The organism is Winogradskyella sp. KYW1333 (assembly GCF_003335675.1).
Lineage (GTDB): Bacteria > Bacteroidota > Bacteroidia > Flavobacteriales > Flavobacteriaceae > Winogradskyella.
In genome coordinates this window covers 193,352-212,926 of the sequence record NZ_QPHL01000014.1, presented here as the reverse complement: position 1 = coordinate 212,926, position 19,575 = coordinate 193,352, and the positions used below count along the sequence as shown (strand labels likewise).

General features: G+C 33.3%; 16 protein-coding genes. 3 read left to right on the top strand and 13 right to left on the bottom strand.

Annotated features, from left to right (window positions below; genetic code table 11):
- Positions 1-5 precede the first annotated feature (5 nt).
- The 5 genes from DUZ96_RS05505 to DUZ96_RS05485 all read right to left on the bottom strand — a co-directional run bounded on the left by DUZ96_RS05505 (position 6) and on the right by DUZ96_RS05485 (position 6,414).
- Positions 6-458 (bottom strand): Fur family transcriptional regulator, encoded by a 453-nt coding sequence (locus DUZ96_RS05505; RefSeq protein ID WP_114300945.1) that lies wholly within the window; start codon positions 456-458, stop codon positions 6-8.
- Between the two features lie 25 nt (positions 459-483).
- On the bottom strand, positions 484-2,691 hold the full coding sequence (locus DUZ96_RS05500) for a bifunctional (p)ppGpp synthetase/guanosine-3',5'-bis(diphosphate) 3'-pyrophosphohydrolase (protein WP_114300944.1): 2,208 nt from the start codon (positions 2,689-2,691) through the stop codon (positions 484-486).
- A 699-nt stretch (positions 2,692-3,390) separates the two neighbouring features.
- Entirely contained in the window at positions 3,391-4,251 is an 861-nt protein-coding gene (locus DUZ96_RS05495; protein WP_181855232.1) for a family 16 glycosylhydrolase, read from the bottom strand.
- A 497-nt stretch (positions 4,252-4,748) separates the two neighbouring features.
- Complete coding sequence (locus DUZ96_RS05490; protein ID WP_114300943.1) at positions 4,749-5,684, bottom strand: hypothetical protein; 936 nt, start codon at positions 5,682-5,684, stop codon at positions 4,749-4,751.
- A gap of 25 nt (positions 5,685-5,709) precedes the next feature.
- On the bottom strand, positions 5,710-6,414 hold the full coding sequence (locus DUZ96_RS05485; protein WP_147267055.1) for a hypothetical protein: 705 nt from the start codon (positions 6,412-6,414) through the stop codon (positions 5,710-5,712).
- A 315-nt stretch (positions 6,415-6,729) separates the two neighbouring features.
- Here DUZ96_RS05485 and DUZ96_RS05480 point away from each other — a divergent pair, with 315 nt between their 5' ends.
- Positions 6,730-7,176: a helix-turn-helix domain-containing protein gene (locus DUZ96_RS05480; RefSeq protein ID WP_220222695.1), complete on the top strand. Its 447-nt coding sequence runs from the start codon at positions 6,730-6,732 to the stop codon at positions 7,174-7,176.
- A gap of 79 nt (positions 7,177-7,255) precedes the next feature.
- On the opposite strand, the gene DUZ96_RS05475 is transcribed toward DUZ96_RS05480, so the two are convergent.
- A complete protein-coding gene (locus DUZ96_RS05475; RefSeq protein ID WP_114300940.1) occupies positions 7,256-8,497 on the bottom strand; it encodes a M48 family metallopeptidase in 1,242 nt (413 codons plus the stop codon).
- A gap of 1 nt (position 8,498) precedes the next feature.
- On the bottom strand, positions 8,499-9,296 hold the full coding sequence (locus DUZ96_RS05470; protein WP_114300939.1) for an RNA methyltransferase: 798 nt from the start codon (positions 9,294-9,296) through the stop codon (positions 8,499-8,501).
- Between the two features lie 68 nt (positions 9,297-9,364).
- Here DUZ96_RS05470 and DUZ96_RS05465 point away from each other — a divergent pair, with 68 nt between their 5' ends.
- The gene (locus tag DUZ96_RS05465) at positions 9,365-9,631 is read left to right on the top strand and encodes a hypothetical protein (protein ID WP_114300938.1); all 267 of its coding nucleotides are present in this window, start codon (positions 9,365-9,367) and stop codon (positions 9,629-9,631) included.
- A gap of 51 nt (positions 9,632-9,682) precedes the next feature.
- On the opposite strand, the gene DUZ96_RS05460 is transcribed toward DUZ96_RS05465, so the two are convergent.
- The 3 genes from DUZ96_RS05460 to DUZ96_RS05450 form a co-directional block, all read right to left on the bottom strand.
- The gene (locus tag DUZ96_RS05460; RefSeq protein ID WP_114300937.1) at positions 9,683-10,996 is read right to left on the bottom strand and encodes an amidohydrolase family protein; all 1,314 of its coding nucleotides are present in this window, start codon (positions 10,994-10,996) and stop codon (positions 9,683-9,685) included.
- Between the two features lie 7 nt (positions 10,997-11,003).
- A complete protein-coding gene (locus DUZ96_RS05455) occupies positions 11,004-13,991 on the bottom strand; it encodes an amidohydrolase family protein (protein ID WP_258774328.1) in 2,988 nt (995 codons plus the stop codon).
- Between the two features lie 106 nt (positions 13,992-14,097).
- Positions 14,098-15,168: a DUF3810 domain-containing protein gene (locus DUZ96_RS05450; protein WP_181855231.1), complete on the bottom strand. Its 1,071-nt coding sequence runs from the start codon at positions 15,166-15,168 to the stop codon at positions 14,098-14,100.
- An 88-nt stretch (positions 15,169-15,256) separates the two neighbouring features.
- Between DUZ96_RS05450 and DUZ96_RS05445 the strand changes: the two genes are divergently transcribed.
- Positions 15,257-16,723: an aminoacyl-histidine dipeptidase gene (locus DUZ96_RS05445; protein ID WP_114300935.1), complete on the top strand. Its 1,467-nt coding sequence runs from the start codon at positions 15,257-15,259 to the stop codon at positions 16,721-16,723.
- 58 nt (positions 16,724-16,781) lie between these two features.
- Here DUZ96_RS05445 and DUZ96_RS05440 read toward each other — a convergent pair whose 3' ends face one another.
- The 3 genes from DUZ96_RS05440 to DUZ96_RS05430 are packed head-to-tail and all read right to left on the bottom strand — an operon-like array spanning position 16,782 to position 19,526.
- Positions 16,782-17,981 (bottom strand): peptidylprolyl isomerase, encoded by a 1,200-nt coding sequence (locus DUZ96_RS05440; protein ID WP_114300934.1) that lies wholly within the window; start codon positions 17,979-17,981, stop codon positions 16,782-16,784.
- A complete protein-coding gene (gldI, locus tag DUZ96_RS05435) occupies positions 17,974-18,507 on the bottom strand; it encodes a gliding motility-associated peptidyl-prolyl isomerase GldI (RefSeq protein WP_114300933.1) in 534 nt (177 codons plus the stop codon). The genes DUZ96_RS05440 and gldI overlap by 8 nt, the downstream gene beginning before the upstream one ends.
- The gene (locus tag DUZ96_RS05430; protein ID WP_114300932.1) at positions 18,504-19,526 is read right to left on the bottom strand and encodes a bifunctional oligoribonuclease/PAP phosphatase NrnA; all 1,023 of its coding nucleotides are present in this window, start codon (positions 19,524-19,526) and stop codon (positions 18,504-18,506) included. The genes gldI and DUZ96_RS05430 overlap by 4 nt, the downstream gene beginning before the upstream one ends.
- Positions 19,527-19,575: the final 49 nt, after the last annotated feature.

Here is a 19,575-nt window from a genome sequence, read left to right as displayed (position 1 = left end):
ATTAGTTAGTCGTCCTTATTACGCGTACCGTAAAAATAAAGTGAATGATTGTTAATTTTTATGTCGAAAACTTCTTCGATTGTCTTTTTAATAGTCTGAATGCGCGGATCACAAAACTCAATAACTTCGCCAGAGTCAGTTAGAATGACATGATCGTGCTGTTTGTCAAAATAAGACTTCTCATAATGTGCTTGACTTTGACCAAACTGATGCTTTCTCACTAAACTACATTCTAGTAATAATTCTATAGTATTGTAAAGTGTTGCCCTACTAACACGATAGTTTTTATTCTTCATTTTAATATAGAGTGATTCTATATCAAAATGCTCTTCACTATCATAAATTTCTTGAAGTATAGCGTAGCGTTCAGGTGTTTTTCTATGACCCTTTTCTTCTAAGAATTGAGTAAAAACCCGTCTTACGATTTCCTGATTGCTTTCTTCTTTCTTTGCATTCATAATTAAGGTGCAAATTTACATAATTTTATGCTCTTGATACCTTATCAATACCATTAATTTTTTTCAACCGATCTATTAACTTTTTTAGCATTGTTTGGTTCTTAACCTGTACCGTAATCTTACCTGTAAAAACTCCATCATCACTGGTGAAACTTATACTTTTCATGTTTACATGCATGTTATCAGAAATTAAAGTTGTAATGTCGTTAACAAGGCCTAAATTATCAATTCCTGAGAGGTTAATGTGCGAGGTATATACCTGTTGTGAGGAATCAATCCATTTAGCAGGCATTATACGGTAAGCATAATTAGACTGTAAGCTAACAGCATTTGGGCAGTTCTTTTTATGCACTTTTATTCCGTCATTTATGGTTAAGAAACCAAAAACTTTATCTCCGGCTATAGGGTTGCAACAGTTTGCTAGTTTATAATTGAGCTTTTCTTCCTCCTGACCAAAAACCAGCATGTCATATTTAGATGTGATTTCTTCCTTGTCAAGATCTTTTGAAACCTCTGGTTTTCTAATTTTATTTTTTATGTAGCTTACAAATGCATTACTCCTTGACGAAGCAAAGGCCTTTAATTTTTTATTATCTATGGTTCCAATACCTACACGGTAGAATAGATCTAGAGATGTATTTAATTTAAAATAGTTGACTAGTTCGTTCACTGAACTTTCATTCAATGTAATCTTTAACTGTTTTAATTTACGTCTAAGAATTTCTTTACCTTCTTCAGCAATAATTTTGGTATCTGCTTTTAATGCTGATTTAATTTTACTCCTTGCTCTTGCTGTTGTAGCATAATCTAACCAGTTAGAATTTGGTTTTGCATTTTCCGAAGTTAAAATTTCTACTCTGTCACCACTTTGTAGTTCGTGACTTAGAGGGACCAATTTGCCATTGACCTTGGTACCTCTGGTTTTCATTCCAACCTCAGTATGAATACTAAAAGCAAAATCCAATGGTGTTGCTCCCTTAGGTAATGATTTTAGATCTCCTTTTGGAGAAAAAACGAAGATTTCCTTTGAATAAAGATTTAATTTAAACTGTTCAACAAAATCAACAGCATCGGCTTCATTATTCTCTAAGGCCTCTTGAAGCTTATTAATCCATAAATCTAAATTGTCTTCTTTGACATTTTGATTTTTGTACTTGTAATGTGCAGCATAGCCTTTTTCGGCTATTTCATCCATACGCTCGCTTCTTATCTGAACCTCGACAAATCTGCTTTTAGGACCAACTACAGTAATATGTAATGCTTCGTAACCTGTTGATTTTTGGGAAGAAATCCAGTCTCTTAATCGAGTTGGGTTAGGAGTGAAGTGATCGGTTACAATTGAATATATTTTCCAAGCTAAAAACTTTTCATTCTCAAAATCCGATTTGTAAATTATTCTAACGGCAAACTTATCATACACTTCATCAAAAGAAACACCTTGCTTAACCATTTTTCTTCTTATGCTAAAAATGGATTTTGGTCTACCCTTTATTTGATAATTTAGACCCTCTTTGTTCAAAGATTTTTCTATAACTTTAGAAAAGGATTTTATATATGCATCTTGTTCCTCTTTACTCTCCTGCATTTTCTCGGAGATATCTTGATACACCTCTGGTTCTGTATATTTTAAGCCAAGATCTTCAAGTTCAGTTTTAATATTGTATAATCCTATTCTATGGGCAAGAGGCGCATAAATATAAAGTGTTTCTGATGCTATTTTTACTTGTTTATCCGAACGCATTGAGTCCATTGTTTGCATGTTGTGCAAACGATCAGCAATCTTTATGATAATAACGCGTACATCTTCATTTAAGGTCAACAACATTTTCCGGAAGTTCTCTGCCTGGAGAGAAACATCCATATCTTTTTTTAAGGATGAAATTTTTGTAAGACCATCTACAATCCGTGCAACGGCCTCACCAAAAAGTTGTTCAATATCATCAATTGTGTATTTAGGATTGTCTTCTACTACGTCATGTAGAAGGGCAGAAGCAATCGAAGTGGCGTCTAAACCTATTTCTTGTGCAACAATTTTAGCAACTGCAATTGGATGAAATATATAGGCTTCCCCAGATTTTCTTCTCTGATCTTTATGGGCATCTACAGCCACATCGAAAGCCTGTCGAATCAACTTCTTATCCTCCCTACTCAATGTTTGATAGCTTACTTTAAGTAGTTCTTTGTAAGCTTTTGCAATGGCTGCATTTTCTTTTTCTATATCCACCTCAGTCATAGAACTAAAGTAGTGAAAGCTTATTTAATGTGCAACGCTTTCTTGAAGTGAAATTATACAAAAATCATCATTTCATTTTGAACTTTAAGACTTATAATCTTGGTAGCCTTTAATCGCAACACCTAAGCTCGAAATAGTACAAAAAACACCTATCATTAAGTTGTCTTAAAAAATTAGAATAATCCCTGTTATTGTTCCTAAGATTCCAATGACTAGAGCAAGTTTACTGTTGTTATTATTTTTTGCCATTCTATTTTATTTTCTAATGCTCCAAATTTCATGGATAGGATCTCCTTTACTTGATAATTCTTTATGATGCCTAGTTTCCATCCATTAGCGTTTAATTGAATTTTAGACTTAAACCAGCCTTGGAGTTATCTCTCGAAAAAACCTCGATATTCTCTATATAATTACCGTCAATGATATATAAGGTTGATTTTTTTCATTATTAAAATTTATTATAGAGTCAAATCCGTCTGATAGTATCAATTTTGTAATCATTTGATTGGATATGGCCAGAATTAAAAACTTTAACACTTTTTAAAAATTTATAACCGAATCTAAATTTTCTGCTTTGAACAACAACTGCTAACTTTTCTTTTTCCTAGTCATAATCAAACAGAATTTTGTTAGACTGCGCAATGAAGTTACCAGTAAAAAAGGAAAGAAAAAATGAAGCAATGTAAATTCTCATAATTTCTATGACTTTCTGAATTCATGCTTTACCCAATCTACTTCCATTACCCATTCACCTTCCATTGGTGAGTCAGTGATTTTAGCAAAATTCAATATTGCAAACATAGGTTCTGGATATTTATCACCCTCACCTTCATTTCTATATACTTCTTTACCGTCCAAACGATAAACAAGGTCACTGCCTTCCCATTCAACAGAATATTCATGAAACTCATTTAATGTAGCCGGGAAATTACGACGTTTGCTTTGCCAATCACCCTTATCACATTCACCTAAACTAACAATAGCACCAGTTGTAAATTCATCCTTCATATGATCTCCGTGATGCTCAAAAATGTCAATTTCACCAGAACCGGTCAACGGCCAACAGATATTCTCATCTTCTTCTTGAACAGGTGGCTCATTGTTTTGTGCACCTAATAACCACCATGCTGGGAACATACTTGGTTCTCCGTTGCTAGAGAGCTTAAGACGTGCTGTCCATTTGCCTTTTACAAATTCCTTACGGTTTTTAGAACAAATACGACCAGCCACATATTCGGTGTCAGGATGTTTGTTGCCATGCTTGTCAAAATTATCACAAGGTCTTTTCTCATCAATCTTTACTACTTTGATTTTTAATGTACCATTACTCACTTCTCTAGTTCCATATTCGCCACCAGGTACGTAACAATGATTTTCATTATTAACCCAAATGCGCTGGTCTTGCCAATTCTCTGGATTAAAGGTTTCAAATTCATCAAGGAAATCTATTTTCCAATTATTGCTCGTTTCTTGCATTGTATTTTCATTTTTGTTTTCACTTTTGCAATTATATACCCAGAGCAAAAGTATGAGTATTAAAATATTAGGAATTCGATTCATTATTTATGATTTATAATTTTGTATTTGTTCAAAGTTTAATTCTCTAGAGTTTTATTATGATTAATATAAATTAACTGTAGAAACTCCTAAAATATTTTTTACGGATCAGTTTTCTCATTAATGTTTTAAGTCTCTAAAAATTTTTAAATTCAATATTTGAGATATAAGTTGGCGTTGTTTCATAAATGTCAATTTTTTAAACTCAATTTGCATTGCTTGGATTACAGCTTTTATAAAAGCTTTAGAGTTTGCAATAATCAAAAATTCGGCATTAAAGTTTGCGCTTCTTAGATCTCAATTAAAAGTACCCAAAATAGAAATTTAATTATCAATCACCAATGTTTTGGCATGTAACCCTAAATTGGTATATCAATAAATATATCCTTTAATCTATTTTAATTGTGATAATATCATAACTGGTTTATACATCAGGTGATAATGTAAATAATAAAAGGTCTGTATATAACAGACCTTTTATTATTTGTATTTCTAATGTTTTAATCTGGCAAAAGGGCAGGATTCCAATAATAATCCTCCCGAGTAATTAAACCTTCATTATTGATATCAATTTGAGAATGATGATAACCTGTGCTTAAATTTCCAGATGTTCTGTTTTTCACGGTCATTTCCCACCATGATATTACAGTTTTATATTCTGCTCCATCATACTCTAGAAGATCAGGATAACCTATTTCTGTGATATCAACTACTTCATATTTATCAAGAAATTCTCTTAACATTTCCATTTCTACATCAGGCCCACGAGTATCCTCTAAGTCAGTAACACTCATTACATCTCTAATAACAGCATTGTCTGAGTATAATGCTCTACACGATTCAATATCACCCAAAGCGATATATGCATATAATAGTCTTGCTTTTGCAATCATTGGATGGTCTTTATAAATCTTACCGTTCGAGCTTGTACCCCAAGCATCATAAGCCTTTTGCCATTTTAATTGACTATCTGACACACTCAATCCTGCAATTTTTGTTTGATCTTCATTTAAAAAAAAGATAGAATTCCGTGGAATATTTAGTTCAACTCCGGTGTTTTTATCATAGCCTTGCATAATTTGATACGAATAGACATGAATTCTTTTATCCTTGCCAAACTCCATAGCATCTGAATATGCTGCTCCTCTATTTTTTAAATTAAATCCAATTACATTATTGCTTAGATATTTAGAACGATTTAATAAATTATTGAGTGTTCTTTTTCTTGGTCGCATTTCGTTCATTTGCCACCAACCAAAATTTTCTGAAACTAAATTAGTAATTGCTGCAGAATCTCCTTTTACGAAAGCACTTGTAAATTGGTCCACAAGATCTATGGCTGGATGTTTATCATAAATTTTCCCATTAATATTTTTCTTTTGAGCAAAAGTGCTTAAAGTAAATAAAAGGGCTAATGTTAAATAAATAGATTTCATTTGATTATTTTATATTGTTAATGAATTAATTAGATGCAGCACCAGTAATCCATTGCCAAACAGCAACAGTAGAAAATCCTTCTGGATTTATTTCTGACATATTTGATTTTTCAACAGGCCATACTATATTTTCTCCTAACCTAAATTTAAAAAGATCGGTTAAACTTTTAAACATATCCCACGTCATTACATTCGACCATTCCTCACCAGTTGGATGTATCTTTGTTCCTACGCCCCATGAAATAAGATTAATGTCTGAGGCAATTTCTTCAAAAAATGGTTGCCATAATTCTTTGTTTTCCTTGATGAATAATTCTGAATTTTTAGGCTTTGCAAAATTGAATTGTATAAATGTATTTTGATAATCATCTAAGCTATCAACTAACCAGATACCGGTGTCTATAGTATACATAACCTTGACGTCTTTTTTCCAGGTAAACTTAGATCTTAATTCTTCAACTCGTTTTTGTTCATCTAAACTTAATACTTCAGATGCAAGGTTCCACCAACTATTTTTTGGATCAAGTGTTTTTTCAATCGAGCTATTGCCTTGAACAAAAAGGTAATTAAAGTTAGATTCATCATTTAAGGAATCAAACTGTAGAGCTTTAAGAAAGTTCCATGCAGAAATGTCACCTCTTTCAGTGGCTTTTTGTGCTACCTTTTGCATGTACATGGTTTCTACTTCTTCAAATGCCTTTAAATCACCTTCGATTAATACAGCGTGCATTGTTACAATTTGCTCATTTTGACTAAAAGATATTAGACTGAATAATAAGCAAAAAATCATAAAGTTTTTTTTCATAATTATTTAATTGAATTAGTTTAAAGTAAAAATAAAAAATCAATTGCAAAAAACAAGTAAAAAAAGTCCAAATGATCTTTTTTAAGATGAATTCTTAGTTTATATCAAAAAATAAATACTTTTAATTTTTGATCAAAACCTAATAAAGCGTTAAAATTTCGTATTTTTAAAGCAGTTGTATCAAATTTTGGTCCTTTTATTTTGTGATTGTTGCGAAATTGGATCAATAAATAAGTTAAAGTGCTAAAAAATAAGACTTACAGATCAACCTGTCCATTAACAAGTTTATTGGATATTATAGGTGACAAATGGTCTTTGATTATAATCAGAGATTTATTTATGGGTAAAAATACCTACGGTCAGTTCTTGAATTCGCCTGAGGGCATCTCAACAAATATTTTAGCAGATCGATTGAAATTGATGAAAAACAACGAACTCATATCTTATGTTTACAAAGAATACAATAAGAAAGTAAAATATTATTATTTAACAAATAAAGGTATAGACTTATACCCTATTATTTGTGAAATGATGCTTTGGTCAGACAAACATCTTAAATTTAAGGAAATGCATCCATTAGGGCTTCAATCTATTAAAAGTATAAAAGAGAGCGGTATTGAATTAGAAATAAAAGAAACTAAAAATTCTTATTTAAAAACACGAAGTGAATTACTAAAGATACTATGATTTCATAAATTTTAAATCATCTATATCTAGCATATTAAATGTTATTATTTTAGAGTAAAACAATAATTCTCGTAAATTTTTATCTAACATTATTTCTTAAATTATTTATTCTATCCAATAATGTTGGATGTGAGTAGTGCATAAAAACATAGGCCTTGTGTGGTGTAAGATTGCTAAGACTGTTTTTAGAAAGTTTTTTTAAGGATGTAATAAGTGGTTCAGCCATATATGTGTTTTTGGCATAATCATCTGCCTGGTACTCAAAAACTCTAGATACATAATTCATTATTAACCCTGTAAGTTCTGAAATTGGAGAGTAGAGTAGGCCAAAGGCAATTAAACCAACATGAAAGCTTGGTGTTTCTACACCAATAGCGTTGGACAAAAATGGATTTGAAATAAAAATGGAGAGAATATACAATGTTAAGCCCGTTAGCAAGATTGAAGTTGTTAAATTAAAAATGATGTGTTTCCGTTTATAATGTCCAACTTCATGTGCTAAAACAGCAACTATTTCTTCATCCTCCAAGTCATTAATTAAGGTGTCGTAAAGTGTAACTCTTTTTTCACTTCCAAAGCCAGAAAAATAGGCATTTGCTTTTGTACTGCGTTTTGAACCATCAATGACAAAAATTTTACTTAGACTAAATCCTACAGACTTGGCATAATCTGAAATTTTTTGTCGCAATTCCCCTTCTTCCAATGGTTTTTGTTTATTAAATATTGGCACGATAAGCTTAGAATAAAACATATTCATAAACACAGTGAAAAATGTAACAATTCCCCAGGCATATAGCCAAAACTGATTTCCAGTAAGTTGATAAAACCAAATGACTACCGCTAAAATGCCACCTCCAAGAATTGCCAACATCAGTAATCCTTTAAGTTTATCTAGAAGAAATGTCTTTTTTGTGGTTTTATTAAATCCAAATTTTTCTTCTATCACGAATGTCTTGTAATAAGAAAATGGAGTTGTAATTATGTCACTGGCAATCATTATAATTCCAAAAAATAATAAACCAACTATTACTGGATTATCCGAAACACTTCTGGCTAGATTATCAATAAATTCAAACCCATCTAATAATAAAAAAGCTAAGGTAATTACAAATGAGAAAAGCGATGTCCAAAGATTAAATCCGTAGTTGGTGGTTTTGTATGCCTGTGATTTTGCATAATCATCTTCATCATACACATCACTTAACTCTTGAGGTATTGGATCATTATAATGTTTTGCATTTAGTGAATCGAGGATTTTATCTTTAATAAAATTGATAGTAATGATACTAAGGATAATATAGAAGAGTATATCTGCAGTCATATTAGTTAAAATCGCGTTGTCTTTTGGCTTCAAAAATAAGGATTCCTGCAGCAACAGACACATTCATAGAATCAATAACGCCTTGCATTGGTATACTGATATTGGCCTTGGATGCATTTCTCCATTCTTGGGTTAAACCTGTTGCTTCTGTACCTACAACTATTGCTGTAGGTAATGTGTAATTTTGAGTGTGATAGGGCTCTGATTCTTCTAATATTGCTGAAAAAATATTGAAGTTGTATTTTTTTAAAAAGTCAATAGTGTCCTTGGTACTAGCCATAGCAATTTCTGTTGTGAATACACAACCAATACTAGATCTTATAATATTTGGATTGTACAGATCAGATTTAGGATTGGCAATAATCACAGCATCGATATTTGCAGCATCTGCTGTTCGCAATAATGCACCAATATTACCGGGTTTTTCTGGTGCCTCAGCAACAAGTATTAAAGGGTTTTTAGAAGTGAGTTTTAATTCTTCTAAGGTATGTGGTTTAGTATTCACAATTGCTATTACGCCTTCAGTTGTATCTCTATGGGCTAACTTTTGAAAAACGTCCTTGGATATTTCAATAATATCAATTTCATATTGGGACATGGCTCGTGCTTCGCTTTCAGAAAACAAATCGGGATAAAATAATAGTGTTTCAATTTTGTAACCACCTTTTATTGATAAGGAAAGTTCCCTCTTGCCTTCAATAAGAAATTGCCCTTTTTTCTTTCGTTCACGCGATTTAGCCTTTAACAGAACTAATTGTTTTATTAAAGGATTCTGAGTGCTTCTAATAGCTTTTATCATGATATAACAAAAGTAATGTAATTTTAGAGTTTGGTTGACGTCAAAAGCATCAAACGAAAAAATAAATTATGAAAAACTTAATAATAATAATTGTTGTCAATTTAACCCTATTTAGTTGCAAAAATGAATCAAAGATTGAGGTATCTCTTATTGAAGACATCAAAAAAGGAAATATTACAACGAGCATATATCCAGAATCTGTCACTAAGGTGTTTGATGCTCATGGTGGTGTAAGCACTTGGAATACCGTTGAATTTGATGAGGTTATTCTTAGTGAAGAAGCATCAGATTCAGCTTTGTTTACAAAACCTGATACTTCGAAAATTGTAGAATAAGCAATAATACATTTATATAAAAAAGCGAACCAATTGGTTCGCTTTTTTGTCTTAGTCTTCTAAACCATACTTTTTAGAGTATCGTTGCCAGAGCTCAGTTTGATGGGATTCTAAGCTTAATTTTCTACCGTCAATAAAAGCATGATGAATTATATTGGTACGCATATCCAAGGCATCGCCTTCACTTATAAAAAGTGTCGCACTTTTTCCTTCTTCCAAGGTACCATACATATCATCAATGCCTAAAATCTTTGCTGGATTTTCGGTAATGAGTTGTAAGGCTTGTTCCTTTGTTAATCCATATGCTACAGTCGTACCTGCGTAGAATGGCAGATTACGAGAATTCATACGTTCCATTTGACCGCTAGGTTCTAAAGCAATCAAAACTCCAGCATCAACCAATTTTTTTGCGAGCTTAAAAGGTAAGTCATAGTCATCATCTTCTGCATTTGGTCTAGTATGTACACGTCTTAAAAATACAGACACATTGTTTTGCTTTAAAAACTCCGTCATATTACCAGCTTCATAAGCTCCTACAATAGTTATTTGATCAACACCATGAGCTTTTGCGAAATTAACAGCATCTGTAATTCCTTTTTCGTCATTTGCATTTATATATAATCGTTTTGTACCGTCAAATACTCCAGTCATACCTTCAAATGGTAGGTGCACCTCTTTCTTTGCACCACTATTATAGCTTTTAGCTTCTTTAAAATAGTTGCCTAATTCTTTAACCTGTTTTGCATAGTTTTTATTAGGTTTTAACCCAGGATCTTCACCTAACCACCAACGTCCTCTACTAAAACTATTTGGCCAGTTAATATGTAAACCGTTGTCCATCTTTATAGCTGCATCTTCCCAATTCCATGCATCATACTGTACAACAGATGAGGTGCCAGTAATCCGACCACCTCTTGGAACTACCTGGCCTAATAAAACACCATTAGGTCTCATGGATTCCACAATTTTAGATTCAGCATTATAGGCAATTATACTTCTTATGTGTGGGTTAAAAGTTCCTAATTCCGACAAGTCATTAGAAGCTTTTACAGCATCTACTTCAACTAATCCCAAAGTACCATTAACAACTATAAAACCTGGATAAACGTGCTTTCCTTTAGCATCAATAATATCCATAGCTTGTAATGTGACTGCATTTGGTTGACTATTATCTAATACTTTGGTTATTTTACCGTTACTCACAATTATTAAACTATTGTCTATAACAGTTCCGTTGCCAATATGTGCAGTAGCACCAACTATTGCAAAGTCCATTGCTTGATCATTGGCCGGTGTCTGTTGTGCATAACTAAATGAGAAACACAACAGAATTAATACGAGGTTTATATTTTTAAATGTTTTCATCGTTTTATTATTTTTCAGTTGTGTTAAAATCCATGGAGTCACAGTGTAATAACACTTTTTCCTTCTTTTTAACAGGTTGTGTTTTCAATCCTTTGTTTTTGTCTTGTAGCATCATATTTACCAAAGTGCTTTTCTCCTTTTTTATGGCTTCTCGCATTTTCTTGTCCTTTTCAATATCAAAATAGGTGACACCTTCGATTATGGTCTTTTCTGCCTTCGCATACACCGATAATGGGTGATCAGACCATAAGACAACATCAGCATCTTTACCAACTTTTATGCTTCCAACGCGTTCATCAAGATGTAAAAGCTTAGCTGGATTTAGGGTAACAAACTTAAGTGCGTCCTCTTCACTTACACCGCCATATTTTATTGATTTTGCTGCTTCTTGATTTAATCTACGAGACATTTCAGCATCATCACTATTTATTGCGGTAACAACACCAACCTTATGCATTATGGCCGCATTGTAAGGTATAGCATCATTAACTTCATATTTATAAGCCCACCAGTCACTGAAAGTTGAACCACCTACACCATGTGCCTTCATTTTATCAGCAACTTTGTATCCTTCTAGAATATGTGTAAATGTGTTGATGTTAAAATCGAACTTCTCAGCAACTTTCATTAGCATATTGATTTCACTTTGTACATAGGAGTGACAAGATATAAAGCGTTCCTTATTTAATATTTCAGCTAAAACTTCCATTTCTGTATCTTTTCGATATGTTTTGCCACTTTTCTTTAAATCGTCATAAGCCTTGGCTCTACTGAAGTAGTCCATATAAACTTGTTCAACACCCATCCTAGATTGTGGGAAACGCACATTAAATCTACTGCGCGATTGTTTTACGTTTTCTCCCAAGGCAAATTTTATAAACTTTGGAGAATTGTCGTAAACTAAATTATCTACTGATTCACCCCATTTTAATTTAATTATTGCAGAACGGCCACCAATTGGATTGGCACTTCCGTGCAGAATCTGAATTGAAGTTACACCACCTGCTAGGTTTCGGTATATATCAATATCTTCATCATCAAGTACGTCTTCAATTGTAACTTCGGCAGAGGAGTTATGACCTCCTTCATTAATTGAAACTGCTCCTATGTGTGAATGTTCATCTATAATTCCTGCTGTAATATGCTTACCAGAGGCATCGATAACTTTAGCATTTCTGGCATTTAGGTCTTTCCCGACCTTAGCTATTTTCCCATCCTTAATTAAAAGATCTGAATTCTCTAAAACACCATCGCCTTCATTCGTCCAAATGGTTGCATTTTTAAATAGGATGGTTTCGGCTTTTGGATTTTCAGTAAATCCATAGGCCATATTAGGATAGGTCACAGGACTCATGTAAGCATCTTTAGTTTTGGCATTTTCACCTTTTTTACCTTTTTCTCCTTCTGCATTTGCACTTTTAACTTCACTACTTGCATAGAAAGAGTACTCATTGCCATTTGGCATTGTTGCTTTACCGCTTAGGCTTTTACCACTAGAAGGAGAAGCTGCTATTCTAATAAATTCAGTTTTAGAAGTATCAGCTGTTTTAAATGTCATGGTCACCCAATCATTTTTATAATTCATTTTAGTGCCAAGTTCATTTTTACCACTAACAAGTTTAACACTTGGCTTAGAACTACTGCCAGAGATATTTAGCTGATAAAGTTTACCTGCAAGTTTAAAGTTGTAATCGCCATCAATATCTGTTATAGTCATATCTGATATAACGTGAGGTGTTCCTTGAACCCAATTTTCATAAAGCTTTGTTTTTTTATCAAAAATATCACCACTTGTAATTAAGAAATTAGCATAGCTACCAGCTTTTAAAGTTCCTAATTCGTTAGATTTCCCTAATAGTTGTGCAGGAACTGTAGTGAGCGCCTCAAGTGCTTTTTGCTTTGATAAACCACTTTCAATAGCTTTCATTAAATTATTAATGAAGGATTTCTTAGATTTTAATCCATGCGTAGTTAGTGCGTACGTAACACCATTCTCAGATAGAATTCTCGGATTATGAGGTTCTTGGTTCCATGCACGCATATCACTCAGCGATAGTGTTTTTGCTAAAAAGGCGTTGTCTACATCATAAGCTAACTGAAAATCTATTGGTAAAATAAGTGTGGCATTTGTACTTTTTATCTCATCGATCCGCTCATATTCGTCACCACCACCAACAATGGTATATTGTATATTAAATTGATCTCCTACTTTGTCAGCACGCATTACATTTGCTCTACCATTAGCTTCAAATATTTGAAGAAGATTTTTATTACCATTTAACGCCTCTAATGAAAGATCTCTTGTATCTATATTCCCATCTGCATACCACTTAGCATCATTATACATTTGTCTAAGGAGTGCCATACTACCCATTAATGATGAAGGGTAGGACTGACGTGAGGCAACACTTTTACTAAATGATAAGTGTTGAGCAGTTTCGCCATCAATGACACGCATGGAATTATCAGCATTATTATTAAGTGCTATTAACGCACCAGTACCTCTTACAATTCCATCAGGCATGTGTGTGTTTACAACTCCAAATCCAAGTTTGTGCATTTCGGAAGCAGCCTTATCGTCATATTTGAAACTTGCCATAACATCTTGTTCTGGCATTATGTGATCGTTCCAATAGAAGCCACTTCTACTCGCTTCATATTGAGGCAAATTACCTGTAGCTCTCTTCGGTTTTTTTACTCCGAATGAGGTATAAATATCAATAAATGAAGGATAAATCTCTTTACCTTCTAAATCAATTGTTGTGGTATTTTTTGGAATAGATACCGATTTACCAACACTAATCACCTTTCCTTCTTTTATAAGAAGGGTACCGTTATCAATAACTTCAGAAGCTGAAACATGTATTTTGGCATTGGTCAATGCCGTGTAATTAGTGTTATTTGCAATTACTCCAGAGTTGCTTGGAAAATAATCTTGTGCGAATAACGAAAAACTGCACATAACGATGAGCAGCCGTAAATGTATTTTAATCATAAAAAAAGGGTTAGTTAAATAAGATGTTTAAAGATAGGGATATATGATTAGTCTCTTCTTTTTGTTAAGAGTTTTTAACGTTTGTAGAAATTAATTTATCTTATTACTACAAAGTCTTGTTATCATAATAGTTAACCAATAAGGCCACGACATAATTATAACTTTTCATGCCATTCGCTTGGTTATTTACTTTTAAGAAACTATCAAATGTTTTTTCAAATAATGGCTCTAATGGATTTTCGTAGTCCATCCAAAATGTTTGAACCTCTTGGTAATTCCTTATGATTCCATAATTCACACTTGGTAGAATGTTGTAGTAGATTTCAGAATCTCTTCTAAATAATTCTGCTAAACAATATCTCAATGCGAACGTATAGCCGGCATATTTAAAATAGTCATCCTTATTATGAATCGCAGCCAAACTACCTATAAAATTAGCTTCATTCTCTGCAGCATAACCAAGTTGATGCGCAACTTCATGGCAGGAAGTAGTAGGAAATTTATATGTTGGTATTAAGCCATCTACTTGCGCCTCGTTAGTAAATGGATTCAGGTAACCTGAAAAGCCCATATACGTGAGAGGTATACTATATATTGATTTTTTAATGCTAGCTGGTTTATATTTTAAATGTGGATAGGTTTTTGCTAACTCATCATAACCATTATTGACCATATTGAAAATTTCGGTTTTTGAATATGGAATTTCAATCTTTAATGAATCATCTTCAGGGCTTAATTTGTTATGAAAACTGTTGGATTTTTTGATTAGTCGCTCAGTAAAGGCAACGAGTTCATTTGTGCTGTATTCCGCCTTAATATTCAAGGATTTGTTCAGTGGTTGTCTGTAGTAATTAAATGCCCAAAGTATATGAAATGAAATAAAAGAAATTGACAAAGTGGCTAAAATATCTAACACCCAATTTAAGGTGTCTTTTATGATGCGTTTACGGTTGAGAATTAACCAACTTATAATGTATATTGTCACAATGGTATAAAATACATCTCCAACTGAAAAAGATAACCATCCAAAGGCATAGCGCATAAGTTTAGAAATAAATATATATATGCTGTTACTGTAAAAGCGTTCAACAAATTCTGGATAGTGTTTCAAAACATTATTCAATAGAATCTGTAGTCCAAAAAGAAGAATTAAAACAAGCCTTTTGTTTTTTAACATGGTTCAAAAATAAGCAAAACTTATGGTCTAATAAACCACTGCAAATACAACTGGTTTTGTAATTTTGTAATTCACAAAAAATAGAGACATGAGTGCAGAAATTAGGGTATTAGAACCAAAAGTATTATGGAATAAGTTTGCAGATTTAAACGAAGTACCACGACCTTCTAAAAAGGAGGAGCGCATTATTCAATTTATGAAAGACTTCGGCAAGAATTTAGGTTTAGAAACTATTGAAGATGGAGTTGGAAATGTGATTATTAGAAAACCTGCGTCTTTAGGAATGGAAGATAGAATGCCAATTGTAATGCAATCGCATTTAGATATGGTGCACCAAAAGAATAATGATACAGTTTTTGATTTTGATACTCAAGGCATTGATATGTTCGTTGAAGGAGATTGGGTGAAAGCAAAAGGCACCACACTTGGTGCAGATAATGGTCTTGGTGTTGCAACCATAATGGCCATTCTAGAAAGTGATACAATTGCACATCCTGATTTAGAAGCCCTATTTACAATCGATGAAGAAACTGGAATGACAGGTGCAAAAGGTCTTAAAGGTGGTATTTTAAAAGGTGAAATATTATTGAATTTAGACACTGAGGAAGATGACGAAATAGGTGTGGGTTGTGCTGGAGGTGTAGATGTTACAGCAACTAGAAATTATATTGTGGTATCAGCATTGGATAACGCTGTTGGATTTAAGATTGAGGTCAAGGGATTGCAAGGTGGTCACTCAGGTATGCAAATTCATGAAGGTTTAGGAAATGCCAATAAAATCATGAATCGATTGCTCTATACTGGTAGCAAGAATTTTGGATTACAAATAGGTGAAATTGATGGTGGCAGTTTACGTAATGCAATTCCTAGGGAGAGCAATGCTATTGTTGCAATTGATAAGGCTAAAGAAACCGCGTTTTTATCTCAATTAACAAAGCTTACCGAAACAATAGAACATGAGTTTAAAACCATGGAGCCAGACTTGGAGATTAATATTAAAAGCATTGAAACGCCTAATATGGTTATGGAAAATGAAGCTCAGGATAAATTAATTAGAGCACTTTATGCCGCCCATAATGGTGTTTATCGTATGAGTCCAGACATTCCGGATTTGGTTGAGACTTCAAATAATATTGCAAGGGTTATAGTAAAAGATGGTAATATTAAAATTGGTTGTCTAACACGAAGTTCCGTTGAAAGCTCTAAGGCGGATTTGGCAAATGCATTGACATCAACTTTTGAGCTCGCTGGATGTAATGTGAAATTATCAGGTGATTATCCTGGATGGGCCCCAAACATGGATTCAGATATTTTGAAGGTAATGGTTCCTATTTACGAACGATTAAATAATGGTGAGAAACCTCATGTGGCAGCATGCCATGCAGGATTAGAATGTGGTATTCTTGGCACTAATTATCCTAAGATGGATATGATAAGCTTTGGACCAAATATTAAAGGTGCACATTCACCAGACGAACGTGCACAGATTTCTTCTGCACAGAAATATTGGAAATTTGTGTTGGAAATTCTAAAGCATATTCCTAAAGCTAGTTAAATAAAGCAAAAAAAAAGCAGCGTTATCGCTGCTTTTTTATTTCAATAAATACTGAGTTTTATTTTTTAACGCCAACCAATTCAATGTCAAAAACAAGGTTTGTGCCACCAGGAATCAGTGGAGGTCTACCGGCATCACCATATCCTAAATAGTAAGGTATAAAGACTCTTGCTTTATCACCAATTTTCATATTTAACATCGCTTCTTTAAAACCTGCTACAAGCGTAGCCGTTTCATTGTAAGGCATAGCAAATGGTGCATATTGTCCTGCACTGTCTTGTTGCTCGTTATATTGACCATTCTTTTCTGCAACATCTTTCATAGTGGTCCAGAATAAGGTGCCATCTTCAAAATATCCGGCACAATCAATATTCACGTAATCCGTAGACTTAGCTTTAATTCCATTAGACTCTTTAGTAAAAATCATCGCCATTCCTGTTGGAGATTCTATACGACGACCATCTAAAGCTTCGTTTTGTTTCAACCAATCAACTTTTGCTTGTCTCGCTATAGCTTCGGCTTTTTCTTTCTGTTCAGCTCTAATTCCATTAAAGTTAGCCTCAACCTTTGGCATCTCCTCTTCAAATACTTTTGGTGCATCGAAGAATTTGGCGTCATTCCCTTTTCTTATGATATTTACAGTTTTGATTACAACATCTTCTACAGGTTTATTTCTACCTGCTACTTTTACATTAGAAATTGAATCTTGTACTTCTAGTCCCATAACTAGTTCCCCAAAAACGGAATGACAACTTACCCTAGGCTGATCACAAGGCTTTAGATTACCATTTTCATCATAAAAATTACCCCGTGGGTAAGGTCTTTCGGTTATAAAAAACTGGCTTCCATTTGTTTTTATCCCACCAGCATTTGCCATTGACAAAATACCTGGCTTATCATGCTTTAATTCTGGACTAAAATCAGCGGCAAACTGATAACCAGGAGTTCCGCTTCCCATGCCTTGAGGATCACCACCTTGAATCATGAAATTATCCATTACACGATGAAAAATTATACTGTCATAGAACGGTTTTCCTTGGTATTGTTCCTTAGCTAAAGGATGATTTCCTTCAGCTAGTGCTACGAAATTAGCTACTGTTACAGGTACTTTATCATAGTGTAATTTAGCTACCATTGTACCTTTTGAAGTTATGATTTCTGCATAAAGTCCATCATCTAAATCAGGGTAACGTTCTTGGCAAGAAATATTGGCCAAGACGAGTAATACAACAAATACTGTTAACGTTTTTCTAATCATTGTTTTTATTTATATTATTTAAAGTTACTTCACATATTAATGGAACATTAGTCCCTATTTTATTTTCATCACCATAGTACCCATATGCTATTTGAGAAGGGAAAATAAATGTCACACTTTCTGAGGGCTTCATTAGTTTTAAGCCTTCGCGAAGACCTGTGAATAATTCTTCCTTATCCATGACATAGGTTTTGTTTTCTGATGCATATATTTCTGATCCTTTTAGGTTTGAAACATTGAAATCAAAGTCAATAACATCACCAAATACGGGTTTCAAGCTGTCTGATTCAACTTTATTTGTGTAGAAATACCAAAATCCATTTTCTGAGGCTATGTAATCCTTGTCTGGGTTACTTTCCATTATGGATTCTATCATTTTATGTTCTAAGGCATTGAGTTTTTTATTGCGTTCTGCAGACTCTTTTAGAAATGATCCAGATTTAACTGACTCTGGCATGCGAGCTTCTGGAGATTTGCAACTAACAAGTGTTACAAGCAATATTAATATGAGGTATGGGTTTTTCATTTTTGGGACAATTGTTCTTTATACTGTGGTAAGATACTAATAAATTTATCAATGGTTTCTTCTAATTTGGTATGACTACGTCCACCAGCTGCGTTTGTATGTCCACCTCCATTAAAATGAGCACGGGAAAATTCGTTAACAGAGAATTCCCCTTTGCTTCTTAAAGAAATTTTTATAATCTCCTCAGCTTTGTTTTCTATAAAGATGCCAGCAAATATGATACCCTTTAACGATAAGGCATAATTTACAAACCCTTCTGTGTCACCTTTCTTAAAGTTGAATTCATCTAGTTCTGATTGAGAAAGTGTTATGTATGCCGTTCTTAATTCTGGAATCACTTTTAGGTTTTGCATTGCTCTACCAAGTAATTGTAATCGTCCAAAATTGTTGGTGTCGTATACATTATTATGAATTTCAGAATTCTCTGCACCTTTATCAATTAGTGTTGCAATGATCTGGTGTGTTCTGCTTGTAGTTGATGGAAATCTAAAAGAGCCCGTATCAGTCATAATACCAACATATAAACAAGTAGCAATTGTGGTGTCTATTATTTCAACATCACCAAGCATTTCAATAAGGTTAAAAACCATTTCGCAAGTAGAGGACATGCTTACATCAGAGTAGACATATTTAGCATAATCATCAGGTTGCTGGTGATGGTCTATCATTATTTTTATTGCCTTTGAAACTTTTAATATCGCACCATATTCCTCGCCAGCTCTATGTAAGGCATTAAAATCTAATGTAAAAATGAGATCGGCGTTTTCTATGACATCTAAGCTTTCTTTTACTAAGGAATCAAATTTTAAGACATGTTCATCCCCAGGTAACCATTTTAAAAACTCTGGATAGTCATTAGGTGCAATCACCACAGCATTATGATTGTATATTTTTAAATAATGACACAATGCAAGGGTAGAACCCATGGCATCACCATCTGGATTTTTATGTGGTACAATAACCACATTCTTAGGTGTTTTTAAAAGTGATTTTATTTCAGAGATGTGTGTCTTAATCATAGTTGACGAAGATACAATTTTTTATAATCTCATTGCTGATTTTTGTATT